This is a genomic window from Pseudomonas sp. TWP3-2 (assembly GCF_049897765.1).
Taxonomy (GTDB): domain Bacteria; phylum Pseudomonadota; class Gammaproteobacteria; order Pseudomonadales; family Pseudomonadaceae; genus Aquipseudomonas.
In genome coordinates this window covers 1-20,030 of the sequence record NZ_JAFCWW010000020.1, presented here as the reverse complement: position 1 = coordinate 20,030, position 20,030 = coordinate 1, and the positions used below count along the sequence as shown (strand labels likewise).

Genomic DNA, 20,030 nt, shown 5'->3' with positions numbered 1-20,030 from the left:
GAGCCGGAGTGTACCTCAACAACTTTTGCGACACATAGGGTCAACCGGTGACTGATTTGTTATTTTTAGTCACCAACAAAAAGCCCGCGTGTGCGGGCTAAATATGGGTAGCAGAAACGCGTTACAGCGCGAACAGTTCTGCAGGCAATTTCATCAAACAATCACTCCCCGCCTCAATCGCCGCCCGATGCGCCGTGGTACGCGGCAGCAAGCGCTTGAAATAGAACTCGCAGGTCGCCAATTTGCCCTGCAGGTAATCCGTCTCGCCCTCGCCCGCATCCAGTTGCGCCTGCGCGACCAATGCCATTCGCAGCCACAGATAGCCGAGGATGATGTAGCCGCTGTACATCAAGTAATCCACCGACGCGGCGCCCACCTCATCCGGATTCTTCATGGCCGCCATACCGATCTGCATGGTCAGCTCGCCCCACTGCTGATTCAGGCCTTCAAGCTGCGCGACAAACTCACCCAACTGTGGATGCCCGGCGTTGGCCGCGCAGAACTTGTGCACGATCTTGGTAAAGCCGCGCAGCAACTTCCCTTGACTGCCGAGCACCTTGCGCCCGAGCAGATCCAGCGCCTGAATGCCGTTGGTGCCTTCGTAGATCGGCGCGATCCGGCAGTCACGCACCAACTGCTCCATGCCCCACTCGCGAATGAATCCGTGGCCGCCAAACACCTGCATGCCGTGGTTGGTCACTTCCAGGCCAGTGTCGGTCATGAACGCTTTGCAGATCGGCGTGAGAAACGCCAACAAGTCTTCTGCCTCCTTCCGCGCTTCGGCGTCGCTGCTCAGGTGCGCGACATCCAGCAGTTGCGCGGTGAAGTAAGTCAGTGCGCGATTGCCTTCGTTGAAGGCTTTCATGGTGAGGAGCATGCGCCGCACGTCGGGGTGGACGATGATCGGGTCGGCTGGTTTTTCCGGGGCTTTAGCGCCAGTCAGGGCGCGCATCTGCAAGCGGTCGTTGGCGTATCTGACCGCCCCCTGAAAGCTCGCCTCGCCCAGACACAAACCCTGCATGCCAGTGCCGAGCCGTGCGTGGTTCATCATGGTGAACATGCAGTTCAGGCCCTTGTTCGGCTCGCCAATCAAAAAGCCCTTGGCGCCGTCGAAGTTGAGCACGCAAGTGGCCGAGGCCTTGATGCCCATTTTGTGTTCGATCGAGCCACAGGAAACGCCATTGCGTTCACCCGCCTCGCCGGCAGAATCTGGCAAGAATTTCGGCACGATGAATAGCGAGATCCCTTTGGTCCCCGCCGGCGCGTCCGGCAGTTTGGCCAACACCAAGTGGATGATGTTGTCGCTCAGATCGTGTTCGCCGGCGGAAATGAAAATCTTGCTGCCGGAGATCGCGTAACTGCCGTCAGCCTGGGGCACGGCGCGGGTTTTGATGATGCCCAGATCGGTGCCGCAATGGGCTTCGGTCAGGCACATGGTGCCGGTCCAGTCGCCGGCCGTGAGCTTGTTCAGGTAAGTGTTTTTCTGTTCCTCGGTGCCGTGGGCGTGGATCGCCGACATCGCGCCGTGGGTCAGGCCCGGATACATGCCCCAGGAGGTGTTGCTGGAGCCGATCATTTCGCTGATGACCAATCCCAGCGAACTGGGCAGCCCCTGGCCGCCATACATCGGATCCGCCGCCAGACCGTGCCAGCCACCTTCGACATATTGTGCGAAAGCCTGCTTGAAGCCTGTAGGCGTTGTCACCACGCCATTGTCGAAATGGCAGCCCTCTTCGTCGCCACTGCGATTGAGCGGGGCCAGAACGTTCTCACAGAACTTCGCGCCCTCGTCGAGGATCGCGTTGATCATGTCCGGGCTGGCGTCGTGAGCGCCGAGGGCGGCGTAGTTGGCGTGGAAGTCGAAGACGTGGTCGATCAGAAAACGCATGTCGCGCAGCGGGGCTTTGTACTCGGGCATGGTACTTCTCCGTCAGCAGGTTTCTCTAACCTACTGCCGGCCACCAGCCCCCACAATCACTCTCCAGACGCTGAATGCGCTGTCATCACTCAACCCGCAGCGCTGTCCATGCGCACCGCGCCACGGCGATTCTGACCGTACGCTACCACGCAGTTTCGGCCCGCACCCTTGGCGCTGTAGAGCGCTTCGTCAGCAGATTTCAAGACTTGCTCGGGGTTGCGCTGCTCCAGTCGTTCGGCGACGCCGATGCTCACCGTCACCGACACACTCGATGCCCCGGAACCGGCGCGGCGCTGGCGCCCCTGCTGGTCATCATTCGGGCGGTTTTCCTGATTACGCAGCTGAATACTGTAGGACGCAATCGACTCGCGAATGACTTCCAGGTGCGGCATGCATTCTTCAAGGGTTTTGCCTGCGAACACCAAGGCGAATTCCTCACCGCCATAGCGATACGCCCTACCGCCTCCGCTGATTTTCGACAGCTTGCTGGCGACCAGTCGCAGCACTTGGTCACCGACATCGTGGCCATGGGTGTCGTTGAATTTCTTGAAGTGATCGACGTCGCTCATCGCCAGCACGTAGTTGCGACCCAGCCGCTGCATGCGCTCATTGAGTGCGCGACGGCCCGGCAGACCCGTCAGCTCATCGCGGAAGGCCATTTGATAGGCTTCGTGGGCGACGGCTGCGGCAATCATCAGCATCACCTGGCTGCACATGATGTTCAGGGTGAACGGCAAGATGAAGGTCTTCGGCAGCATCCAGAACACGCCGAGCAACCCGACGAGTTGCGCCGCGTGCAGCGGACGCGGATTGCGCCAGTACTGCCAGGCGAGCAACAGGAATGCCGAGATGAACACAGGATACGACAGCTGAATCAGGCTCATCCACGCGCCGTGCAGCGCCGGCCAGCGAATCTCCGAGAGCCACATCAGTAGCGCCTGTGGGTAACTTTGCTCAATCCCCAGCGCGACACTGCCGAACGCCAGCAGCACGGCGAAGCGCGCGACCATGTCCTGAAACAGATGCGTACGCTCCTGCCACGCCGCGAACAGACCGAACAACAGCGGCAGCAGCAGACAGACCAGGTGGAACACCACAGCGGCGTCTTCACGAACCTTGCCGTTGTCGCGGTAATAGTCGGTCTGGGTGTCGAGCAGGAAGTAGGCGATGTACACCGTGACCATCAGAAACAGTTCGCGCTGGCGTCGGTAAACGGCGCAGTACGCACCGCCGAGCAACAGCACCAAGGTCGGCAACACGTTGAACAGCGATGTGAAAAACACGCTGAGGTCTTTCACGTACGCAGCCGCCAGCCCCGCGAGCAACAACAGCAGGGAGGGTAGGAAATGACTGAAACGTACGGCGGAAGAACGCGGCAAGGGGTAAAGCTCCGACCCGGCAAAAGATGGCATTGTGCCTGCATTTTGAGCAGTTAAGCACATCGGATGTGACGCAGGTCACATCGCAGCCTCTTTAACGGCAGGAATTCGACTTTTCTTAGCGTTTCATCAGGGAATATTTGGCGTGGAGGCCAATCGCTATCCAGGGCGCATAAAAAAACCGCTGCTCCTTTCGGAAGCAGCGGTTTCTCAGCGACTGCGCTGGGGCTTAGTAGCCCAGTGCGAAGTCTTCTTCTTTCATGTCCATCAGGTTGTTGGCGCCCGACAGCATGGTAGCCACGTGCGTACGGGTACGCGGCAGGATGCGCTGGAAGTAGAAGCGCGCGGTTTGCAGCTTGGCAGTGTAGAACGCTGCGTCGCCGGTGCCCGCTGCCAGTTTCTCGGCTGCCAGACGTGCCATGTCAGCCCAGAAGTAAGCCAGGCAGGCATAACCGGAGTACATCAGGTAATCCACAGAGGCCGCGCCGACTTCTTCGCGATCTTTCATGGCGGCCATACCGACCTTCATGGTCAGCTCGCCCCACTCTTTGTTCAGTGCAGCCAGCGGCGTGACGAACTCTTGAACAGCTTCGTTGCCTTCGTTGGTCTGGCAGAACTTGTGGACGATCTTGGTGAAGCTTTTCAGAGCTTCGCCTTGGGTCATCAGTACTTTACGGCCGAGCAGGTCGAGTGCCTGGATGCCGGTGGTGCCTTCGTACAGCATCGAAATGCGGCTGTCGCGAACGTTCTGCTCCATGCCCCACTCGGCGATGAAGCCGTGGCCGCCGTAGATTTGCACGCCGTGGTTAGCCGATTCGAAACCGACTTCAGTCATGAAGGCTTTGGCGATTGGCGTCATGAAGGCCAACAGTGCGTCGGCTTTCTTCTTCTCTTCTTCGTCCACGCCGTATTTGACGATGTCGACCTGCTTGGCGGTGAAGTACACCATCGCACGGTTGCCTTCGGCGAATGCCTTCATGGTCAACAGCATACGGCGTACGTCTGGGTGAACGATGATCGGGTCAGCAGCCTTTTCCGGCGCTTTCGGGCCAGTCAACGAACGCATTTGCAGACGGTCGCGAGCGTATTTCAGGCCACCCTGGAAGCCGATTTCGGCGTGGGCCAGACCTTGCAGCGCGGTACCCAGACGAGCGGTGTTCATAAAGGTGAACATGCAGTTCAGACCTTTGTTCGCCGGGCCGATCAGATAACCGGTCGCGCCGTCGAAGTTCATCACGCAAGTGGCGTTGCCGTGGATGCCCATTTTGTGTTCGAGCGAGCCACAGGTCACGGCATTGCGTGCGCCGACGGTGCCATCTTCGTTCGGCATGAACTTCGGCACGATGAACAGCGAGATACCTTTGGTGCCGGCAGGAGCGTCCGGCAGGCGGGCCAGTACGATGTGGACGATGTTGTCGGCCATGTCGTGTTCGCCGGCCGAGATGAAGATCTTGGTGCCGGAGACTTTGTAGGAACCGTCGGCCTGAGGTTCGGCCTTGGTGCGCAGCATGCCCAGGTCGGTGCCGCAGTGCGGTTCGGTCAGGCACATGGTGCCGGTCCATTCGCCGGAGACCAGTTTGGTCAGATAGGCCTCTTGCTGCTCAGGGGTGCCGTGCTCGGAGATGGTGTTCATCGCGCCGTGCGACAGGCCTGGATACATGCCCCACGACCAGTTGGCTTCACCAACCATCTCACTGACCGCCAGACCCAGCGACTCAGGCAGACCCTGACCACCGTGCTCGACGTCATGCGCCAGGCTCGGCCAGCCGCCTTCGACGAATTGCTTGTAAGCCTCTTTGAAGCCAGTCGGGGTTTTCACGCCGGACTCGCTCCAGGTGCAGCCTTCGATGTCGCCCACGCGGTTCAGCGGAGCCAATACCTGTTCACAAAACTTGGCGCCTTCTTCGAGGATGGCGTCAACCATGTCCGGAGTTGCGTCCGCGCAAGCCGGAAGGCTCTGATAGTGCGCTTCGTAGCCGAGCAGTTCGTCACGTACGAAGCGAATATCACGCAAGGGGGCCTTGTAGTCAGGCATAGCGATAAACCTCTGCTGATGTAACCGGGAATGAACGACCGCATTGATTTGTTGTGACGGTCAAACAGTTGTTTGAAACATACGTTTACGCCGAAATCTTGTCAAGCATCGATCTTTTGCCGTTCGTCATCGCGTTCGGTGAATGACGGACACAGCCACGCGCCATGCACTCGATCGAGTCATACAGGACTAGAAAAAGATTAGTTGAGGGATAACGACTTAGAACGAAAAACGCCGCGAATAATCGCGGCGTCTGGCAATGCGGGGATACAAAAAATCAGGCGTAGGTATCGATCAATGTACCCAGCACTTCGTCGGATGCCTTGGCGACTTTCACGCCCAGCTCCGCTTGAATCTTGCCTAGAGCCATATCGACCACGCTGCTGGCGAGGTCCGATTGCTGCGCGCGATCCACACCACGCAAGCGATCGATCTGCACCTCCGATGACTGGCTGGTGACCGAACGCTCGATTGTATTGTTGGCGATCTGGCTGGCAGCCTGATCGACGCGGTTCTGCCCACTCTGAATGCTGCTCAGACCGGCATAAAAAGCTGTGTTACCTGAGATTTCCATAAGAGCTCTCGTCCTTGGGAAGGATCAATGACGGCCATTGAACCAGAGCCGCCGAAAAAACACCCGTCAAAAACACTAATGGCACAGTGCCTTGCCATAGGCAAAATCAGTCGAGCAGATCGAGTTGCAAATGCTCGGCAACCGATTCGGCGCTGACAGCCTTGAGTTTCGGCACCCGCCCCAGACACGGCGCGGGGATCCGCTCAGCCAGCGTCGCCAGATTTTCCTCCAGCCGCGAAGTCTTCGGATCGATGATATTCGCCACCCACCCGGCCAATTGCAGCCCGTCACGCGCGATCGCCTCGGCCGTCAGCAACGCATGGCTGATACACCCCAGCCGCACGCCAACCACCAGAATCACCGGCAATCGCAGCGCAATCGCCAGATCCGACAGATTGTCCTGGTCGGCCAACGGCACCCGCCAACCACCCGCGCCTTCGATCAGCGTGAAGTCAGCATTCAGCGCCAGAATCTCGCGCATCGGCGCCAGCAACGATTGCACGGTCAGCGCCACACCGGCCTCGCGCGCCGCCAGATGCGGGGCGATGGCCGGTTCGAACGCCACCGGATTGACCTGTTGATAAGTCAGCGGCACCGAGCACTCGGCCAGCAAGGCCAACGCATCCGAGTTGCGCAGCCCTTTCGGAGTGACGACGCAACCCGACGCCACCGGTTTACCCGCCGCCGTGCTCAACCCGGCCGAGCGCGCAGCGTGCAACAGGCCGGCAGCGACGGTGGTCTTGCCGACGTCGGTGTCAGTCCCGGTGATGAAATAGGCTGCGCTCATAACGGTTTCTCCAACACGGCGTAGACCACTCGATAAGTCGCCGGCAATCCCGCTGGCTGGCGGAACTGCTCGTAAGCCTCGACCAGCCCGAGAATCCGCGCCCGGCCGGTCAAACCGCCCGGCCGCCCCGGATTGAGATTGTGCGCACCCAGCGCCTTCAATTCATGCGTCAGGTTGCGCACGTCCGGGTAATGCAGCACATGCGGCTGGTTCTCCAGACTCACTGCGCGCAAGCCGCTAGCTGCGCACAATTGCTCATACCGGGCGAACTCGCGGAAACGGTTTACATGCACCATGCCATCGACCTGACGCCAGCTATCGCGCAATTCGTACAGCGTTCCTGCACACAGACTAGCAAACGCGAAAATCCCCCCCGGTTTCAGCACGCGAAAGGCTTCGCTGAGCACCGACTCGAAATCAGCGCACCACTGCACCGCGAGGCTGGAGAAGATCAGATCGCAGGTCGCATCCTGCAACGGCAAACGCTCGGCATCGCCAGCTATGAAGTGTGTCGCGCCACCCAACGGCCGCGCATGATTGAGCATGCCTTCGGCGATATCCAGCGCCAGGCCTTGGTCGCCGCCGAAGCGCTCGGCTAAAGCGCGAGTGAAATAACCGGTGCCGCAACCCAGATCCAGCCAGCGCGACGGAACAAAATCCACCGGCAAGCGATTGAGCAATTGCGCACCGACATCCCGCTGCAACTCGGCGACGCTGTCGTAACTGGCCGCCGCACGGGAAAACGATGCCGCCACCTGACGCTTGTCAGGCAAGCCGCCGGGCAGCGCAGCAAGAGACAAATCAGTCATTACCACTCTCATGTAGAAAAGCCTGAATCGCACCCGCCACTCCATGCGGGTCTTCCAGAAGAAACGCATGGCTGGCCTGTTCAATCAGACCGACCTCGATATCAGCAATAAACGCGAACAACTCACCCGCCGCCTCGGCCGGCACCAAAGCATCCAGTCCGCCGAACAGATGCAACTGCGGCCCGCGAAACGCCTGCAACGCTTCACGCGTGTCGATTTGCGCGAGCAATTCCAGCCCGGCCATCAACGCGCTCGGCGCGGTATTCGGCGCCGCGCCGAGCAGCAGCCGCGATAACCCGCGCGAGTCCGCTGCACCTTGCGCGCACAGCAGCGAGAAACGCTTGAGGGTCATTTTCGGATCGGCCTGGCAACCGGCAAGAAACGCATCGAACGTCTCGCCCGGCATCGCACTCGGCCACTGATCATGGGCGACAAACGAAGGATTGCTCGCCAGCGTCAGCAAGCCGCAGCAGCGCTCGCCACGACGCGCCGCCAGTTCGGATGCGAGCATGCCGCCCAGCGACCAGCCGCCGAGCCAGACGTCCTGCGGGATCCGCTCTTCGAGTTCGTCGAGCCATTGCGCCACGTCGCTGGACGCCAGCTCCGGCAACGGCTCGATCTCGACATTCAGATGCTCGTCGAGCCCGCGCAACGCAGCAGCCAGCGGTTCCAGCGGCGAAACCCCGAGGCCCCAGCCGGGCAGCAGAATCAGGCGATCACGCATGGTCGGGCTCCGACTTGAGCAGGGCAAAACAATCGGCCAGTCCATCCAACAATAGCTGCACCTGCGTCTCGCTGTGGGCAGCGGTCAGGGTCACACGCAGACGTGCGCTGCCAGCCGGAACCGTCGGTGGACGAATCGCCGTGACCATCAGCCCGCGCTCTCGCAACATCTGCGACAGCCGCATGGCGCGCCCGGCATCGCCAATCATGATCGGCTGGATCGGCGTGAAGCTGTCCATCAGCTCCAGACCAATCTGCTCGGCACCCTGACGGAACTGGCGGATCAAAACGTGCAAATGCTCACGGCGCCAATGCTCAGTGCGCAGCAGCTCCAGACTTTTCAGCGTCGCACAGGCCAGTGCCGGTGGCTGACTGGTGGTGTAAATGTACGGGCGGGCGAACTGGATCAGGCTTTCGATCAGTTCTTCACTGCCAGCGACAAACGCACCAGCAGTGCCGAAGGCTTTGCCGAGGGTGCCGACCAGCACCGGCACATCGTTCTGACTCAAACCGAAATGCTCGACGATGCCGCCGCCATTCGCCCCCAGCGGTCCGAAGCCATGCGCGTCATCGACCATCAGCCACGCGCCCTTGGCCTTGGCTTCGCGGGCCAGCGCTGGTAAATCGGCAAGGTCGCCGTCCATGCTGAACACGCCGTCGGTGACCACCAGCGTGTTGCCGGTAGCTTTCTCCAGACGCTTGGCGAGACTCTCGGCGTCGTTGTGCAGATAACGATTGAAACGCGCTCCCGATAGCAAACCGGCATCCAGTAACGAGGCGTGATTCAGGCGATCTTCCAGCACCGTATCGCCCTGCCCGACCAGCGCCGTGACCGCGCCGAGGTTGGCCATGTATCCGGTGGTGAACAGCAACGCACGTGGCCGTCCGGTGAGATCAGCCAAGGCTTCTTCCAGCGCGTGATGCGGGCCACTGTGGCCGATCACCAGATGCGACGCGCCACCACCGACGCCCCACTTCGAAGCCCCGGCACGCCAGGCTTCGATCACTTGCGGGTGATTGGCCAGGCCGAGGTAATCGTTGTTGCAGAACGCCAACAAAGGCTGGCCATCGACCACCACTTCCGGCCCTTGCGGGCTTTCAAGCAGCGGTCGTTGGCGATAAAGATTATCCGCACGACGGGCAGTCAGGCGTGCGGCGAGATCGAAAGACATGCCGGCCTCAGACCGCAGCGTTATAGAACTGCTCGCTGCTCTTCTGCTCCACCAGCGCCTGCTCGATGGCGGCCTGATGCACTTCATCGGCGTGTTCTTCGCGCGCTTCCGGCTGGATGCCCAGACGCGCAAACAGTTGCATGTCTTTGTCCGCTTGCGGGTTGGCGGTGGTCAGCAATTTGTCGCCGTAGAAAATCGAGTTGGCACCGGCGAAGAACGCCAAGGCCTGCATCTGCTCGTTCATCGCTTCGCGGCCGGCGGACAGGCGCACGTGGGATTTCGGCATGAGGATGCGCGCCACGGCGAGCATGCGGATGAAGTCGAACGGATCGACGTCCTCGGCATTCTCCAGCGGCGTACCGGCAACTTTCACCAGCATGTTGATCGGCACCGATTCCGGATGCTCCGGCAGGTTGGCCAACTGGATCAGCAGATTGGCGCGGTCATCCAGCGACTCGCCCATGCCGAGAATCCCGCCGGAGCAGATCTTCATCCCCGAATCACGCACGTAAGCCAGGGTTTGCAGGCGCTCGCTGTAAGTACGAGTGGTGATGATGCTGCCGTAGAACTCGGGCGAGGTGTCGAGGTTGTGGTTGTAGTAATCAAGACCGGCCTTGGCCAGCGCTTCGGTCTGATCCTGATCGAGGCGGCCGAGAGTCATGCAGGTTTCCAGACCGAGAGCTTTCACGCCTTCGACCATTTTCAGCACGTACGGCATGTCTTTGGCCGACGGATGCTTCCACGCCGCGCCCATGCAGAAACGCGTCGAGCCGATGGCCTTGGCGCGGGCAGCCTCTTCGAGGACTTTCTGCACTTCCATCAGCTTTTCTTTTTCCAGGCCGGTGTTGTAGTGACCGGACTGCGGACAATATTTGCAATCTTCCGGGCAGGCGCCGGTTTTGATCGACAACAGGGTCGAGACCTGCACGCGATTGGCGTCGAAGTGCGCGCGGTGCACGGTCTGGGCCTGGAACAGCAAGTCGTTGAATGGCTGTACGAAGAGTGCTTTGACTTCGGCCAAAGACCAGTCGTGACGCAGGGTGGCAGAGGTGCTGGCGCTCATGGGCGATTCCTTGGTTATGCTTGGCAAGTGCCCGTGGATAAGGAATAACCACAAGCACGACACGGATGTTCGGCATATTTAAGGAAGAGCGATGCGCTGTCAACCATACTGCGAGAAGCCGGTTTACATCTGGTTAAAAAACAAACAACACTGCTTGTTGTGCGATGAAGCCGCGGATGCGGATACACCGCTGTGCATGGCCTGCGAAACCGAGCTGCCCTGGCTTGGCGATCAATGCATCACTTGCGCCCTGCCGTTGCCCGGGTCCGGCCTGACCTGTGGCGGCTGCCTGAAAGATCCGCCAGCATTCGAGCAAGTCGCTGTGCCGTGGATGTATGGCTTTCCCGTGGACAGTCTGATCACGCGCTTCAAGCACAACGCCAAATGGCCGTTTGGCCGCCTGCTCGCCGACGTTCTTGGTCAATTCCTGCAACATCGCTTCGAAGAAGACTTGCCGCGTCCCGATGCATTACTGCCGGTGCCACTTGCGACCAAGCGTCTGCGCCAACGCGGTTTCAATCAAGCGGCGATGCTCGGGCGCTGGCTCGGGCAGCAGCTCGATCTGCCCTGCGACGAAACCATTCTGCGGCGCATTCACGACACCAGCGCTCAACAAGATCTCAACGCCAAGGCGCGAAAATTCAATCTGCGCAATGCCTTCACCCTGAAGCCCGACGCCAATGTGCAGGGTCGACATTTCGCCTTGGTCGACGACGTACTGACCACCGGCGCCACTGCGCAAGCACTCGCCCGCCTGTTGCGCGCTGCAGGTGCCGCGCGGGTCGACGTCTATTGCCTGGCGCGCACGCCCAAACCCGGTGAATTGCCCTGACTTGACTCAAGCGCCGCAAGCGGCCAACTTCCTCCCCCATCGACCGAGCCCAAAGCACCCGCCATGTCCCTGCCCACCTTATTGTCCCAGCACATCGTCCGCCGCCCGCAGCGCATCGCCCTGCTGCAACACATCGCCGAACAGGGTTCGATCACCCGCGCCGCAAAAAGCGCCGGTCTGAGTTACAAGGCTGCGTGGGATGCCATTGATGAACTGAACAACCTCGCGCAAAAACCGCTGGTGGAGCGGGTGGTCGGCGGCAAGGGCGGCGGCGGTGCGAGGTTGTCGACTGAGGGCGAACGCGTGCTGCGCCTGTACCAGAAGCTGCAAGCCTTGCAGGCGCAAGTGCTGGAAGCCGCTGAAGATGCCAGCGACCTCGATCTGCTCGGACGATTGATGCTCAGAACCAGTGCACGCAATCAATTGCACGGCAAAGTCGTGGCGATTGAAACTCAGGGCCGCAACGATCTGATCCGTCTGGAGCTGGCCGAGGGCCTGCGCATCGACGCGCAGATCACTCACGACAGCACCGTGCATCTGGAGCTGCAAACGGGCACCGAAGTAGTCGCGCTGATCAAGGCCGGGTGGCTGGATCTGCACGCGGTCAACGACTCACCCGTCGCAGGCCATAACCACCTGATCGGGCGCATCGAAGCGATCCTCGACGCCGAGGACGGCCCGAGCGAAGTGCGCATCGCCCTGCCCAACGGCCAGACCTTGTGTGCGCTGGCCGAACCGCTGGATTTGCGCACCCGCGGCCTGACCCTCGAACAACCGGTGCAGGTGCAGTTCTCGCCATCCAATGTGCTACTTGGCACACCGCTCTAAAGAGCGCTGCAACGAAAGCGTCATCGTCGCGCATTAAGGTGGCACCCAAAACCATGCAGGGAGCCTGATGTGAGCCTATTAGAAGAAAACCAATCGACTGACCTGGAAAAAATGGTCGGCCTCAGCCGTCGCGGTTTCATCAGCGCCGGCGCGTTGTGCGGTGCCGCAATGTTCCTCGGTGGCAACCTGTTGAGCCGTAGCGTACTGGCCGCCAGCGTCAGCGCCGGCAACAGCCGTCTGCTGGGTTTCGACAGCATCGCGGCCGCCACCACTGACACCATCACGTTGCCCAAGGGCTACAAGTCTTCGGTGCTGATCAGTTGGGGCCAGCCGCTGCAAAAGAACGGCCCGGCGTTCGACCCGAGCGGCAATGGCACCGCGACCGCACAGGAAGTGCAGTTCGGCGACAACAACGACGGCATGAGCCTGTTCGAATTCCCCGGCGAAAAAAACCGCGCGTTGATGGCGATCAACAACGAATACACCAACTATCGCTACCTCTACCCGCATGGCGGCATGCCGCAGTCGGCGGAAGATGTGCGCAAGGCACTGGCATGTGAAGGCGTGTCGGTGATCGAAGTGCAGCGCAGGAATGGCCAGTGGCAATTCGTGCAGGGCTCGCGCTACAACCGGCGCATCCACGGTAACTCGCCGCTGCGCATCAGTGGCCCGGCCGCTGGCCACGATCTGATGAAAACCAGCGCCGACAAACACGGCAAGAAAGTCCTCGGCACGTTCCAGAACTGCGCCAACGGCAAGACGCCGTGGGGCACTTATCTGACCTGCGAAGAGAACTTCACCGATTGCTTCGGCAGCAGCAACGCCCAGCAGCAATTTGACGCGGCGCAGAAACGCTACGGCGTCTCGGTCGCCAGCCGCGAGATCAACTGGCACCCGCACGATCCGCGTTTCGACATGGCGAAGAACCCCAACGAACTCAATCGTCACGGCTGGGTGGTCGAGATCGATCCATTCGATCCGCAATCGACCCCGGTCAAACGCACCGCGCTGGGCCGTTTCAAACATGAAAACGCCGCACTGGCCGAGACCGACGACGGTCGCGCCGTGGTGTACATGGGCGACGACGAGCGCGGCGAGTTCATCTACAAATTCATCAGCCGCGACCGCATCAATCACCGTAATGCCAAGGCCAACCGCGACCTGCTCGATCATGGCACGCTGTACGTGGCCAAGTTCGACAATGGCGACAGCAACCCCGATCACCCGAAAGGCCAGGGCCAGTGGATCGAACTGACCCACGGCAAGAACGGCATCGACGCCAGCAGCGGTTTCGCCGATCAGGGCGAAGTGCTGATCCACGCCCGCCTCGCCGCCAGTGTGGTCGGCGCCACGCGCATGGACCGCCCGGAGTGGATCGTGGTCAGCCCGAAAGACTGCCAGGTTTATTGCACCCTGACCAACAACGCCAAACGCGGCGAAGACGGCCAACCGGTCGGTGGGCCAAACCCGCGCGAGAAAAACGTCTACGGGCAGATCCTGCGCTGGCGCACCGACCGCGACGATCACGCGTCGAAGACGTTTGCCTGGGATCTGTTCGTGGTCGCTGGCAATCCAGGTGTACATGCCGGCACGCCGAAGGGTGGCTCGAAGAACATCACCCCACAGAACATGTTCAACAGCCCGGATGGCTTGGGTTTCGACAAGGCTGGGCGGCTGTGGATTCTGACTGACGGCGATTCGAGCAATGCCGGGGACTTTGCCGGGATGGGCAACAACCAGATGCTTTGCGCCGACCCTGCAACTGGCGAGATTCGCCGATTCATGGTCGGGCCGGTAGGTTGTGAAGTCACCGGGATCAGCTTTTCGCCGGATTACAAGACGCTGTTTGTCGGGATTCAGCATCCGGGGGAGAACGGTGGATCGACCTTCCCTGAGCATCTGCCGAATGGTAAGCCGCGCTCTTCGGTGATGGCGATTTCCCGTGAAGATGGCGGGATCGTCGGCGCCTGACCGGCCCTCATCGCTGGCAAGTCGAATCGTCGCACCGCAGCTCCCACAGGTTTTTGCGCGATACCTTGTGGGAGCTGGCTTGCCAGCGATAGCGTTGGTACAGACACCAACCACCTCTGCTGCTGCCATCTGCGCTACCATGCCGGGCCGGACGCGGCAGCCTGCTGCGCGCAGGAGTCAGCATGGCCCATCCGTTTGAAACCCTCACCCCAGATCTCGTGCTCGATGCCGTTGAAAGCATTGGCTTCCTGAGTGACGCGCGCATTCTGGCGCTCAACAGCTACGAAAACCGCGTCTACCAGGTCGGCATCGAAGACTCCGAACCGCTGATCGCCAAGTTCTACCGTCCACAACGCTGGACTACCGACGCCATTCTGGAAGAACACAAGTTCACCTTCGAATTGGCCGACGTCGATATTCCGGTAGTGGCGCCACTGATTCACAACGGTGAAACCCTGCACGAGCACGCCGGTTTTCGTTTCACCCTGTTTCCCCGCCGTGGTGGCCGCGCGCCGGAGCCGGGCAATCTTGATCAGCTGTATCGCCTCGGCCAGTTGCTCGGGCGCATTCACGCGGTCGGCGCGACGCGTCCGTTCGAACACCGCGAAGCGCTCGCCGTGCAGAACTTCGGGCATGCCTCGCTGAACACCTTGCTCGAAGGCAATTTCATCCCCAAGAGCCTGCTGCCGGCTTACGAGTCGGTCGCCCGCGATCTGCTCAAACGCGTTGAAGACGTTTACGCCAACACCCCGCACCAGAACATCCGCATGCACGGCGATTGCCACCCCGGCAACATGATGTGCCGCGACGAGATGTTCCACATCGTCGACCTCGACGACTGCCGGATGGGTCCGGCCGTGCAGGACATCTGGATGATGCTCGCCGGCGACCGTCAGGAATGTCTCGGACAGTTGTCGGAATTGATGGATGGCTACAACGAATTTCACGACTTCGACCCGCGTGAACTTGCGTTGATCGAACCGCTGCGTGCGTTGCGTCTGATGCATTACAGCGCGTGGCTGGCGCGCCGTTGGGATGACCCGGCGTTCCCGCACAGCTTTCCGTGGTTTGGTACCGAACGCTATTGGGGCGATCAGGTGCTGGCGTTGCGTGAGCAACTCTCGGCGCTCAACGAAGAACCGCTGAAACTGTTTTAATTTTCAAGATCAAAAGATCGTCCGAACGCGGCCCGAGCCTTCGGCAGCTCCTACATTGAACCTGTAGGAGCTGCCGAAGGCTGCGATCTTTTTGTTTTCTGACACGACACATCTATACAACCTCCTTACAATCGCTGCTTTGTTAGTTGCCTAAGCAAGGATTCTGCATGCAAGCCGCCAACCCGCGTCGCGGGTACATTCTGGGCCTGAGTGCCTACATCATCTGGGGCCTGTTCCCGCTCTATTTCAAAGCCATCGCCGAAGTGCCGGCGGTAGAAATCATCATCCACCGCGTACTCTGGTCGGCACTGTTTGGCGCGCTGTTGCTGATGGTGTGGAAGCATCCGGGCTGGTGGCGAGAGCTGCGAGAGAACCCGCAACGTCTGGCTGTTCTTGCACTGAGCGGCACCTTGATTGCGGCCAACTGGCTGACTTACGTCTGGTCGGTGAACAACGGGCGCATGCTCGAAGCGAGCCTCGGTTACTACATCAATCCGCTGGTCAACGTGTTGCTGGGGATGTTGATCCTCGGTGAACGTCTGCGCCGGATGCAGTGGATCGCGGTGGGGCTGGCGGCGGTCGGCGTGGCGCAGCAAGTGTGGCAGGTCGGCAGTCTGCCGTGGGTGTCGCTGGTGCTGGCGCTGACTTTTGGTTTCTACGGTTTGATCCGCAAGCAAGCGCCGGTCAAGGCGTTGCCCGGGTTAGTCGTCGAAACCTGGATGTTGGTGCCGATTGCCGTGGCGTGGTTGCTGTTCAACCCGAGTGCCACCAGTGCGCAGGCTGAATTCTGGACCACCTCCGAAGCGTGGTGGCTGGTCGCCGCCGGCCCGGTGACTCTGGTGCCGCTGGTGTGCTTCAACGCCGCAACGCGGCACCTGCCCTACACCACCATCGGCTTCCTGCAATACCTGGCGCCGACTTTGGTACTGCTGCAAGCCGTGCTGCTGTTCGATGAGCATTTGTCGTCCAGCACACTGGTCGCATTCATCTTTATCTGGGTCGGTCTCGCGGTGTACAGCGTCGATGCGTGGATAAGTTTGCGCCGCCGTAGCTGATCAAAAAACGCACAAACCATTGTAGGCCACGTTATTCGTGGCCTGCAGCGTTTCACCCCAAGGTTATCCACAGCGTGATCCCCGGCGATTGTGCGCAAGTCGTTGAATGCTGGCGGTTTTTTGATCAATCCTCGCCAGGCCACGGCGGACGTGGCCTGGCGACTGGTCTCTACAGGTTATCCACAGGCAGGTGCACGTTAAAACTGGATAACCTGATCCTTGCTAAACCTCGGTGCGCAGCACCAATTCCACCATCAGATCATCAGCCAGGGTTTCCAGGCGCGCTTGCAGCACGTCCAGCGACAGCGTCAGCGGCACCGCCAGAATCGCCTCGGCGTGGAACAGCGGCTCGCTGCTCATCGGCGCCGGACGCACTTCGGTCACCAACCGTTCGAGATTGACGCCCTGCTCACTCAGCAGCCGGGTGATATCGCGCACGATTCCCGGACGATCATTGCCCACCAACTCCATGGCAATCGGTTTCCAGGTGCACGACTGCTCGATGCCGCTCTCGGCAATCAGCACGCGGATGCCATGCGCCGACAGGGCTTGTAAGGCATCGACTAATTCGTCGTAAGCCTCCGCCGGTACGCCCACCCGCAGAATCCCGGCGAACTGCCCGGCCATCCGCGACATGCGACTCTCCAGCCAGTTGCCGCCATGTTCGGCGATGCATTGGGCGATGCGCTCGACCTGCCCCGGCTTGTCCGGAGCGAAGACCGTGAGTACGAGATGATCCATGGCGCAGCCCTCTTGTCATGACTTTTGTTATAGAAGGATGAGTATAGGCAAGCGTTCGGCGCGCGGCCGCAGACGCGTGAAATCGCAAATCGTGTACAACTTTTTATATTTAACTGGAACAATCCATTGGTTTTTTGAGAACATCCCGTTCCGCGCCGTGACCGCAATGCGTCATGGGGTCGCAGAACGACGTTATTAGTCTGATTTTCACAACCGCAACTCATCATGTAGTATGCCGCAGCAAGCACTACATAACGCCGGATCGATGTCTGCCCAAGGCACATTCGCAACCCTGAAAGCCCCGTCAGAAGGCCCTCAAGCCGTTGATTGGACCTAGCCCAGCCGCCAGCAATGGCATGTACTGGTCGAGGGGTTTGTGGTTTAAATGGCCAGAGGCTTCATTGTCAAAATTGAAGAGCTGAAAAGCGCAATAGCTGAGCAGAGTGAGGCAAGCAATGACTGAACACGTTCAAGTCGGTGGCCTGCAGGTCGCCAAAGTCCTGTTCGACTTCGTGAACAACGAAGCCATTCCCGGTACCGGCCTCACCGCCGACAAATTCTGGGAAGGTGCCGAAAAGGTCATTCACGACCTGGCGCCAAAGAACAAAGCCCTACTCGCCAAACGCGATGACTTCCAGGCCCGTGTCGACGGCTGGCACCAATCCCGTGCCGGTCAACCACATGACGCCGTGGCCTATAAAGCCTTCCTGCAAGAGATCGGTTATCTGCTGCCAGAAGCGGCTGATTTCCAGGCAACCACGCAGAACGTCGATGACGAAATCGCCCGTACTGCCGGCCCGCAACTGGTTGTGCCGGTAATGAACGCACGCTTCGCCCTCAACGCTTCGAACGCCCGCTGGGGTTCGTTGTACGACGCGCTCTACGGCACCGACGCGATCAGCGAAGACGGTGGTGCGGAAAAAGGCAAAGGTTACAACAAGGTTCGCGGCGACAAAGTCATCGCTTTCGCCCGCGCCTTCCTCGACGAAGCCGCGCCATTGGCTGCTGGCTCCCACGTCGATTCCATCGGCTACAAAATCGCTGACGGCAAACTGGTGGTGACCCTCAAGGGTGGCAGCAACAGCGGCCTGCGCAACGACGCTCAGTTGATCGGTTTCCAGGGCGACGTAAATGCCCCGATTGCGATCCTGCTGAAGAACAACGGTCTGCATTTCGAAATCCAGATCGACGCCAACACCCCGGTTGGCCAGACCGACGCTGCTGGCGTCAAAGACATCCTGATGGAAGCAGCGCTGACCACCATCATGGACTGCGAAGACTCCGTGGCTGCTGTCGATGCCGACGACAAAGTGCTGATCTACCGCAACTGGCTCGGCCTGATGAAGGGCGATCTGGCGGAATCCGTTTCCAAGGGCGGCCAGACTTTCACCCGCACCATGAACCCGGACCGCACTTATACCGCCGTCGATGGCAGTGAAGTGACCCTGCACGGCCGTTCGTTGTTGTTTGTGCGTAACGTTGGCCATCTGATGACCATCGACGCGATCCTCGACAAGCACGGCAACGAAGTACCGGAAGGCATTCTCGACGGTCTGATCACTTGCCTTGCGGCCATGCACAACCTCAACGGCAACACCTCGCGCAAGAACACCCGCACCGGCTCGGTCTACATCGTCAAACCGAAGATGCACGGCCCGGAAGAAGCGGCGTTCACCAACGAGTTGTTCGGCCGCATCGAAGACGTGCTCGGCCTCGAGCGCAACACCCTGAAAGTCGGGATCATGGACGAGGAGCGCCGCACCACAGTCAACCTCAAGGCGTGCATCCAGGCCGCCAGCGAGCGCGTGGTGTTCATCAACACCGGTTTCCTCGACCGTACCGGCGACGAAATCCACACCTCCATGGAAGCCGGCCCGATGGTGCGCAAGGCGGACATGAAGGCCGAGAAGTGGATCGGCGCCTACGAGAACTGGAACGTCGATATCGGTCTGAGCACCGGCCTGCAAGGTCGTGCGCAAATCGGTAAAGGCATGTGGGCCATGCCCGATCTGATGGCTGCGATGCTTGAACAGAAAATCGCGCATCCATTGGCCGGCGCCAACACCGCCTGGGTTCCATCGCCGACCGCCGCCGCGCTGCATGCGCTGCATTACCACAAGGTCGACGTGTTCGCGCGTCAGGCCGAGCTGGCCAAACGTGCGCGCGCTTCGGTCGATGACATCTTGACCATCCCGCTGGCGGTCAACCCGAACTGGACGCCAGAGCAGATCAAGCACGAACTGGACAACAACTCTCAGGGCATTCTCGGTTACGTGGTGCGCTGGATCGACCAGGGCGTGGGTTGCTCGAAAGTGCCGGATATCAACGACATCGGCCTGATGGAAGACCGTGCGACCCTGCGCATCTCCAGCCAGCACATCGCCAACTGGCTGCGCCACGGCATCGTCACTGAAGATCAGGTCATGGAAAGCCTCAAGCGCATGGCGCCGGTGGTCGATCGTCAGAACGCCAACGATCCGCTGTACCGTCCGCTGGCCCCGAACTTCGACAGCAACATCGCCTTCCAGGCGGCGGTCGAGTTGGTTGTCGAAGGTACGAAGCAGCCGAACGGGTACACCGAGCCGGTGTTGCACCGTCGGCGTCGTGAGTTCAAGGCTGCCAACGGCTTGTAACTTGCGCTGATGCCGGACACGAAAAAGCCCTGATCTTGCGGATCAGGGCTTTTTTTGTGTGCGTTTGGCATTTGTGGTGTGGCTGAGATCTTACCCCCTCACCCCAGCCCTCTCCCCCAAGGGGGCGAGGGGGGAAAGGGAGCCAATCTCTGTTGCGTTTGAGATCTATATTCACCCGCGACATTTCAGGTCGATGTCACTCTGCAGACACTTAGGTCGGCCCCCTCTCCCTCCGGGAGAGGGCTGGGGTGGGTAAATACCGGGTACATCCTTTACGTTTGAGACCGGGGACATGGTTTACAGGTATCAATCATGGTCAGGAGGTGCTGACCATGCCCTGGAATCAAGAGTCC

At 60.2% G+C, this 20,030-nt stretch carries 16 protein-coding genes; 6 read left to right on the top strand and 10 right to left on the bottom strand.

Going from position 1 to position 20,030, the window contains the following annotated elements; translation table 11 throughout:
* Window positions 1–121: 121 nt before the first annotated feature.
* The 9 genes from ACP7EE_RS22530 to bioB form a co-directional block, all read right to left on the bottom strand.
* Entirely contained in the window at window positions 122–1,918 is a 1,797-nt protein-coding gene (locus ACP7EE_RS22530; protein WP_426236869.1) for an acyl-CoA dehydrogenase C-terminal domain-containing protein, read from the bottom strand.
* An 89-nt stretch (window positions 1,919–2,007) separates the two neighbouring features.
* Entirely contained in the window at window positions 2,008–3,297 is a 1,290-nt protein-coding gene (locus ACP7EE_RS22525) for a GGDEF domain-containing protein (RefSeq protein WP_420647234.1), read from the bottom strand.
* 229 nt (window positions 3,298–3,526) lie between these two features.
* Window positions 3,527–5,332, bottom strand: a complete 1,806-nt coding sequence (locus ACP7EE_RS22520) for a phenylacyl-CoA dehydrogenase (protein WP_420647235.1) — start codon at window positions 5,330–5,332, stop codon at window positions 3,527–3,529.
* A gap of 277 nt (window positions 5,333–5,609) precedes the next feature.
* On the bottom strand, window positions 5,610–5,906 hold the full coding sequence (locus tag ACP7EE_RS22515) for a pyrroloquinoline quinone biosynthesis protein PqqE (protein WP_426205663.1): 297 nt from the start codon (window positions 5,904–5,906) through the stop codon (window positions 5,610–5,612).
* Between the two features lie 106 nt (window positions 5,907–6,012).
* The gene (gene bioD, locus ACP7EE_RS22510; RefSeq protein ID WP_420647237.1) at window positions 6,013–6,693 is read right to left on the bottom strand and encodes a dethiobiotin synthase; all 681 of its coding nucleotides are present in this window, start codon (window positions 6,691–6,693) and stop codon (window positions 6,013–6,015) included.
* On the bottom strand, window positions 6,690–7,502 hold the full coding sequence (gene bioC / locus ACP7EE_RS22505; RefSeq protein ID WP_426236867.1) for a malonyl-ACP O-methyltransferase BioC: 813 nt from the start codon (window positions 7,500–7,502) through the stop codon (window positions 6,690–6,692). Before bioC ends, bioD begins: the two co-directional genes overlap by 4 nt.
* Window positions 7,495–8,226: an alpha/beta fold hydrolase gene (locus tag ACP7EE_RS22500; protein WP_426236865.1), complete on the bottom strand. Its 732-nt coding sequence runs from the start codon at window positions 8,224–8,226 to the stop codon at window positions 7,495–7,497. Before ACP7EE_RS22500 ends, bioC begins: the two co-directional genes overlap by 8 nt.
* Window positions 8,219–9,397: an 8-amino-7-oxononanoate synthase gene (gene bioF, locus ACP7EE_RS22495; RefSeq protein WP_426236863.1), complete on the bottom strand. Its 1,179-nt coding sequence runs from the start codon at window positions 9,395–9,397 to the stop codon at window positions 8,219–8,221. The genes ACP7EE_RS22500 and bioF overlap by 8 nt, the downstream gene beginning before the upstream one ends.
* 7 nt (window positions 9,398–9,404) lie before the next feature.
* On the bottom strand, window positions 9,405–10,460 hold the full coding sequence (gene bioB, locus ACP7EE_RS22490; RefSeq protein ID WP_426236861.1) for a biotin synthase BioB: 1,056 nt from the start codon (window positions 10,458–10,460) through the stop codon (window positions 9,405–9,407).
* 91 nt (window positions 10,461–10,551) lie between these two features.
* On the opposite strand from bioB, the gene ACP7EE_RS22485 reads away from it, so the two are divergent.
* The 5 genes from ACP7EE_RS22485 (at window position 10,552) to rarD (ending at window position 16,303) form a co-directional block, all read left to right on the top strand.
* Window positions 10,552–11,292, top strand: coding sequence for a ComF family protein (locus ACP7EE_RS22485; RefSeq protein ID WP_426236859.1), 741 nt, complete (start codon window positions 10,552–10,554; stop codon window positions 11,290–11,292).
* 63 nt (window positions 11,293–11,355) lie between these two features.
* Window positions 11,356–12,120, top strand: coding sequence for a TOBE domain-containing protein (locus ACP7EE_RS22480; RefSeq protein WP_426236857.1), 765 nt, complete (start codon window positions 11,356–11,358; stop codon window positions 12,118–12,120).
* A gap of 69 nt (window positions 12,121–12,189) precedes the next feature.
* Window positions 12,190–14,091, top strand: coding sequence for a PhoX family protein (locus ACP7EE_RS22475; protein WP_426236855.1), 1,902 nt, complete (start codon window positions 12,190–12,192; stop codon window positions 14,089–14,091).
* Between the two features lie 182 nt (window positions 14,092–14,273).
* The gene (locus ACP7EE_RS22470; RefSeq protein WP_420647245.1) at window positions 14,274–15,248 is read left to right on the top strand and encodes a serine/threonine protein kinase; all 975 of its coding nucleotides are present in this window, start codon (window positions 14,274–14,276) and stop codon (window positions 15,246–15,248) included.
* Between the two features lie 167 nt (window positions 15,249–15,415).
* The gene (gene rarD, locus ACP7EE_RS22465; RefSeq protein ID WP_426236852.1) at window positions 15,416–16,303 is read left to right on the top strand and encodes an EamA family transporter RarD; all 888 of its coding nucleotides are present in this window, start codon (window positions 15,416–15,418) and stop codon (window positions 16,301–16,303) included.
* Between the two features lie 222 nt (window positions 16,304–16,525).
* Here the strand turns inward: rarD and ACP7EE_RS22460 are convergent, their stop codons facing one another.
* Window positions 16,526–17,044, bottom strand: coding sequence for a glycine cleavage system protein R (locus ACP7EE_RS22460; protein WP_420647247.1), 519 nt, complete (start codon window positions 17,042–17,044; stop codon window positions 16,526–16,528).
* Window positions 17,045–17,499: 455 nt separating this feature from the next.
* Between ACP7EE_RS22460 and ACP7EE_RS22455 the strand changes: the two genes are divergently transcribed.
* Window positions 17,500–19,677 (top strand): malate synthase G, encoded by a 2,178-nt coding sequence (locus ACP7EE_RS22455; protein ID WP_426236850.1) that lies wholly within the window; start codon window positions 17,500–17,502, stop codon window positions 19,675–19,677.
* The last annotated feature ends 353 nt before the right edge of the window (window positions 19,678–20,030 follow it).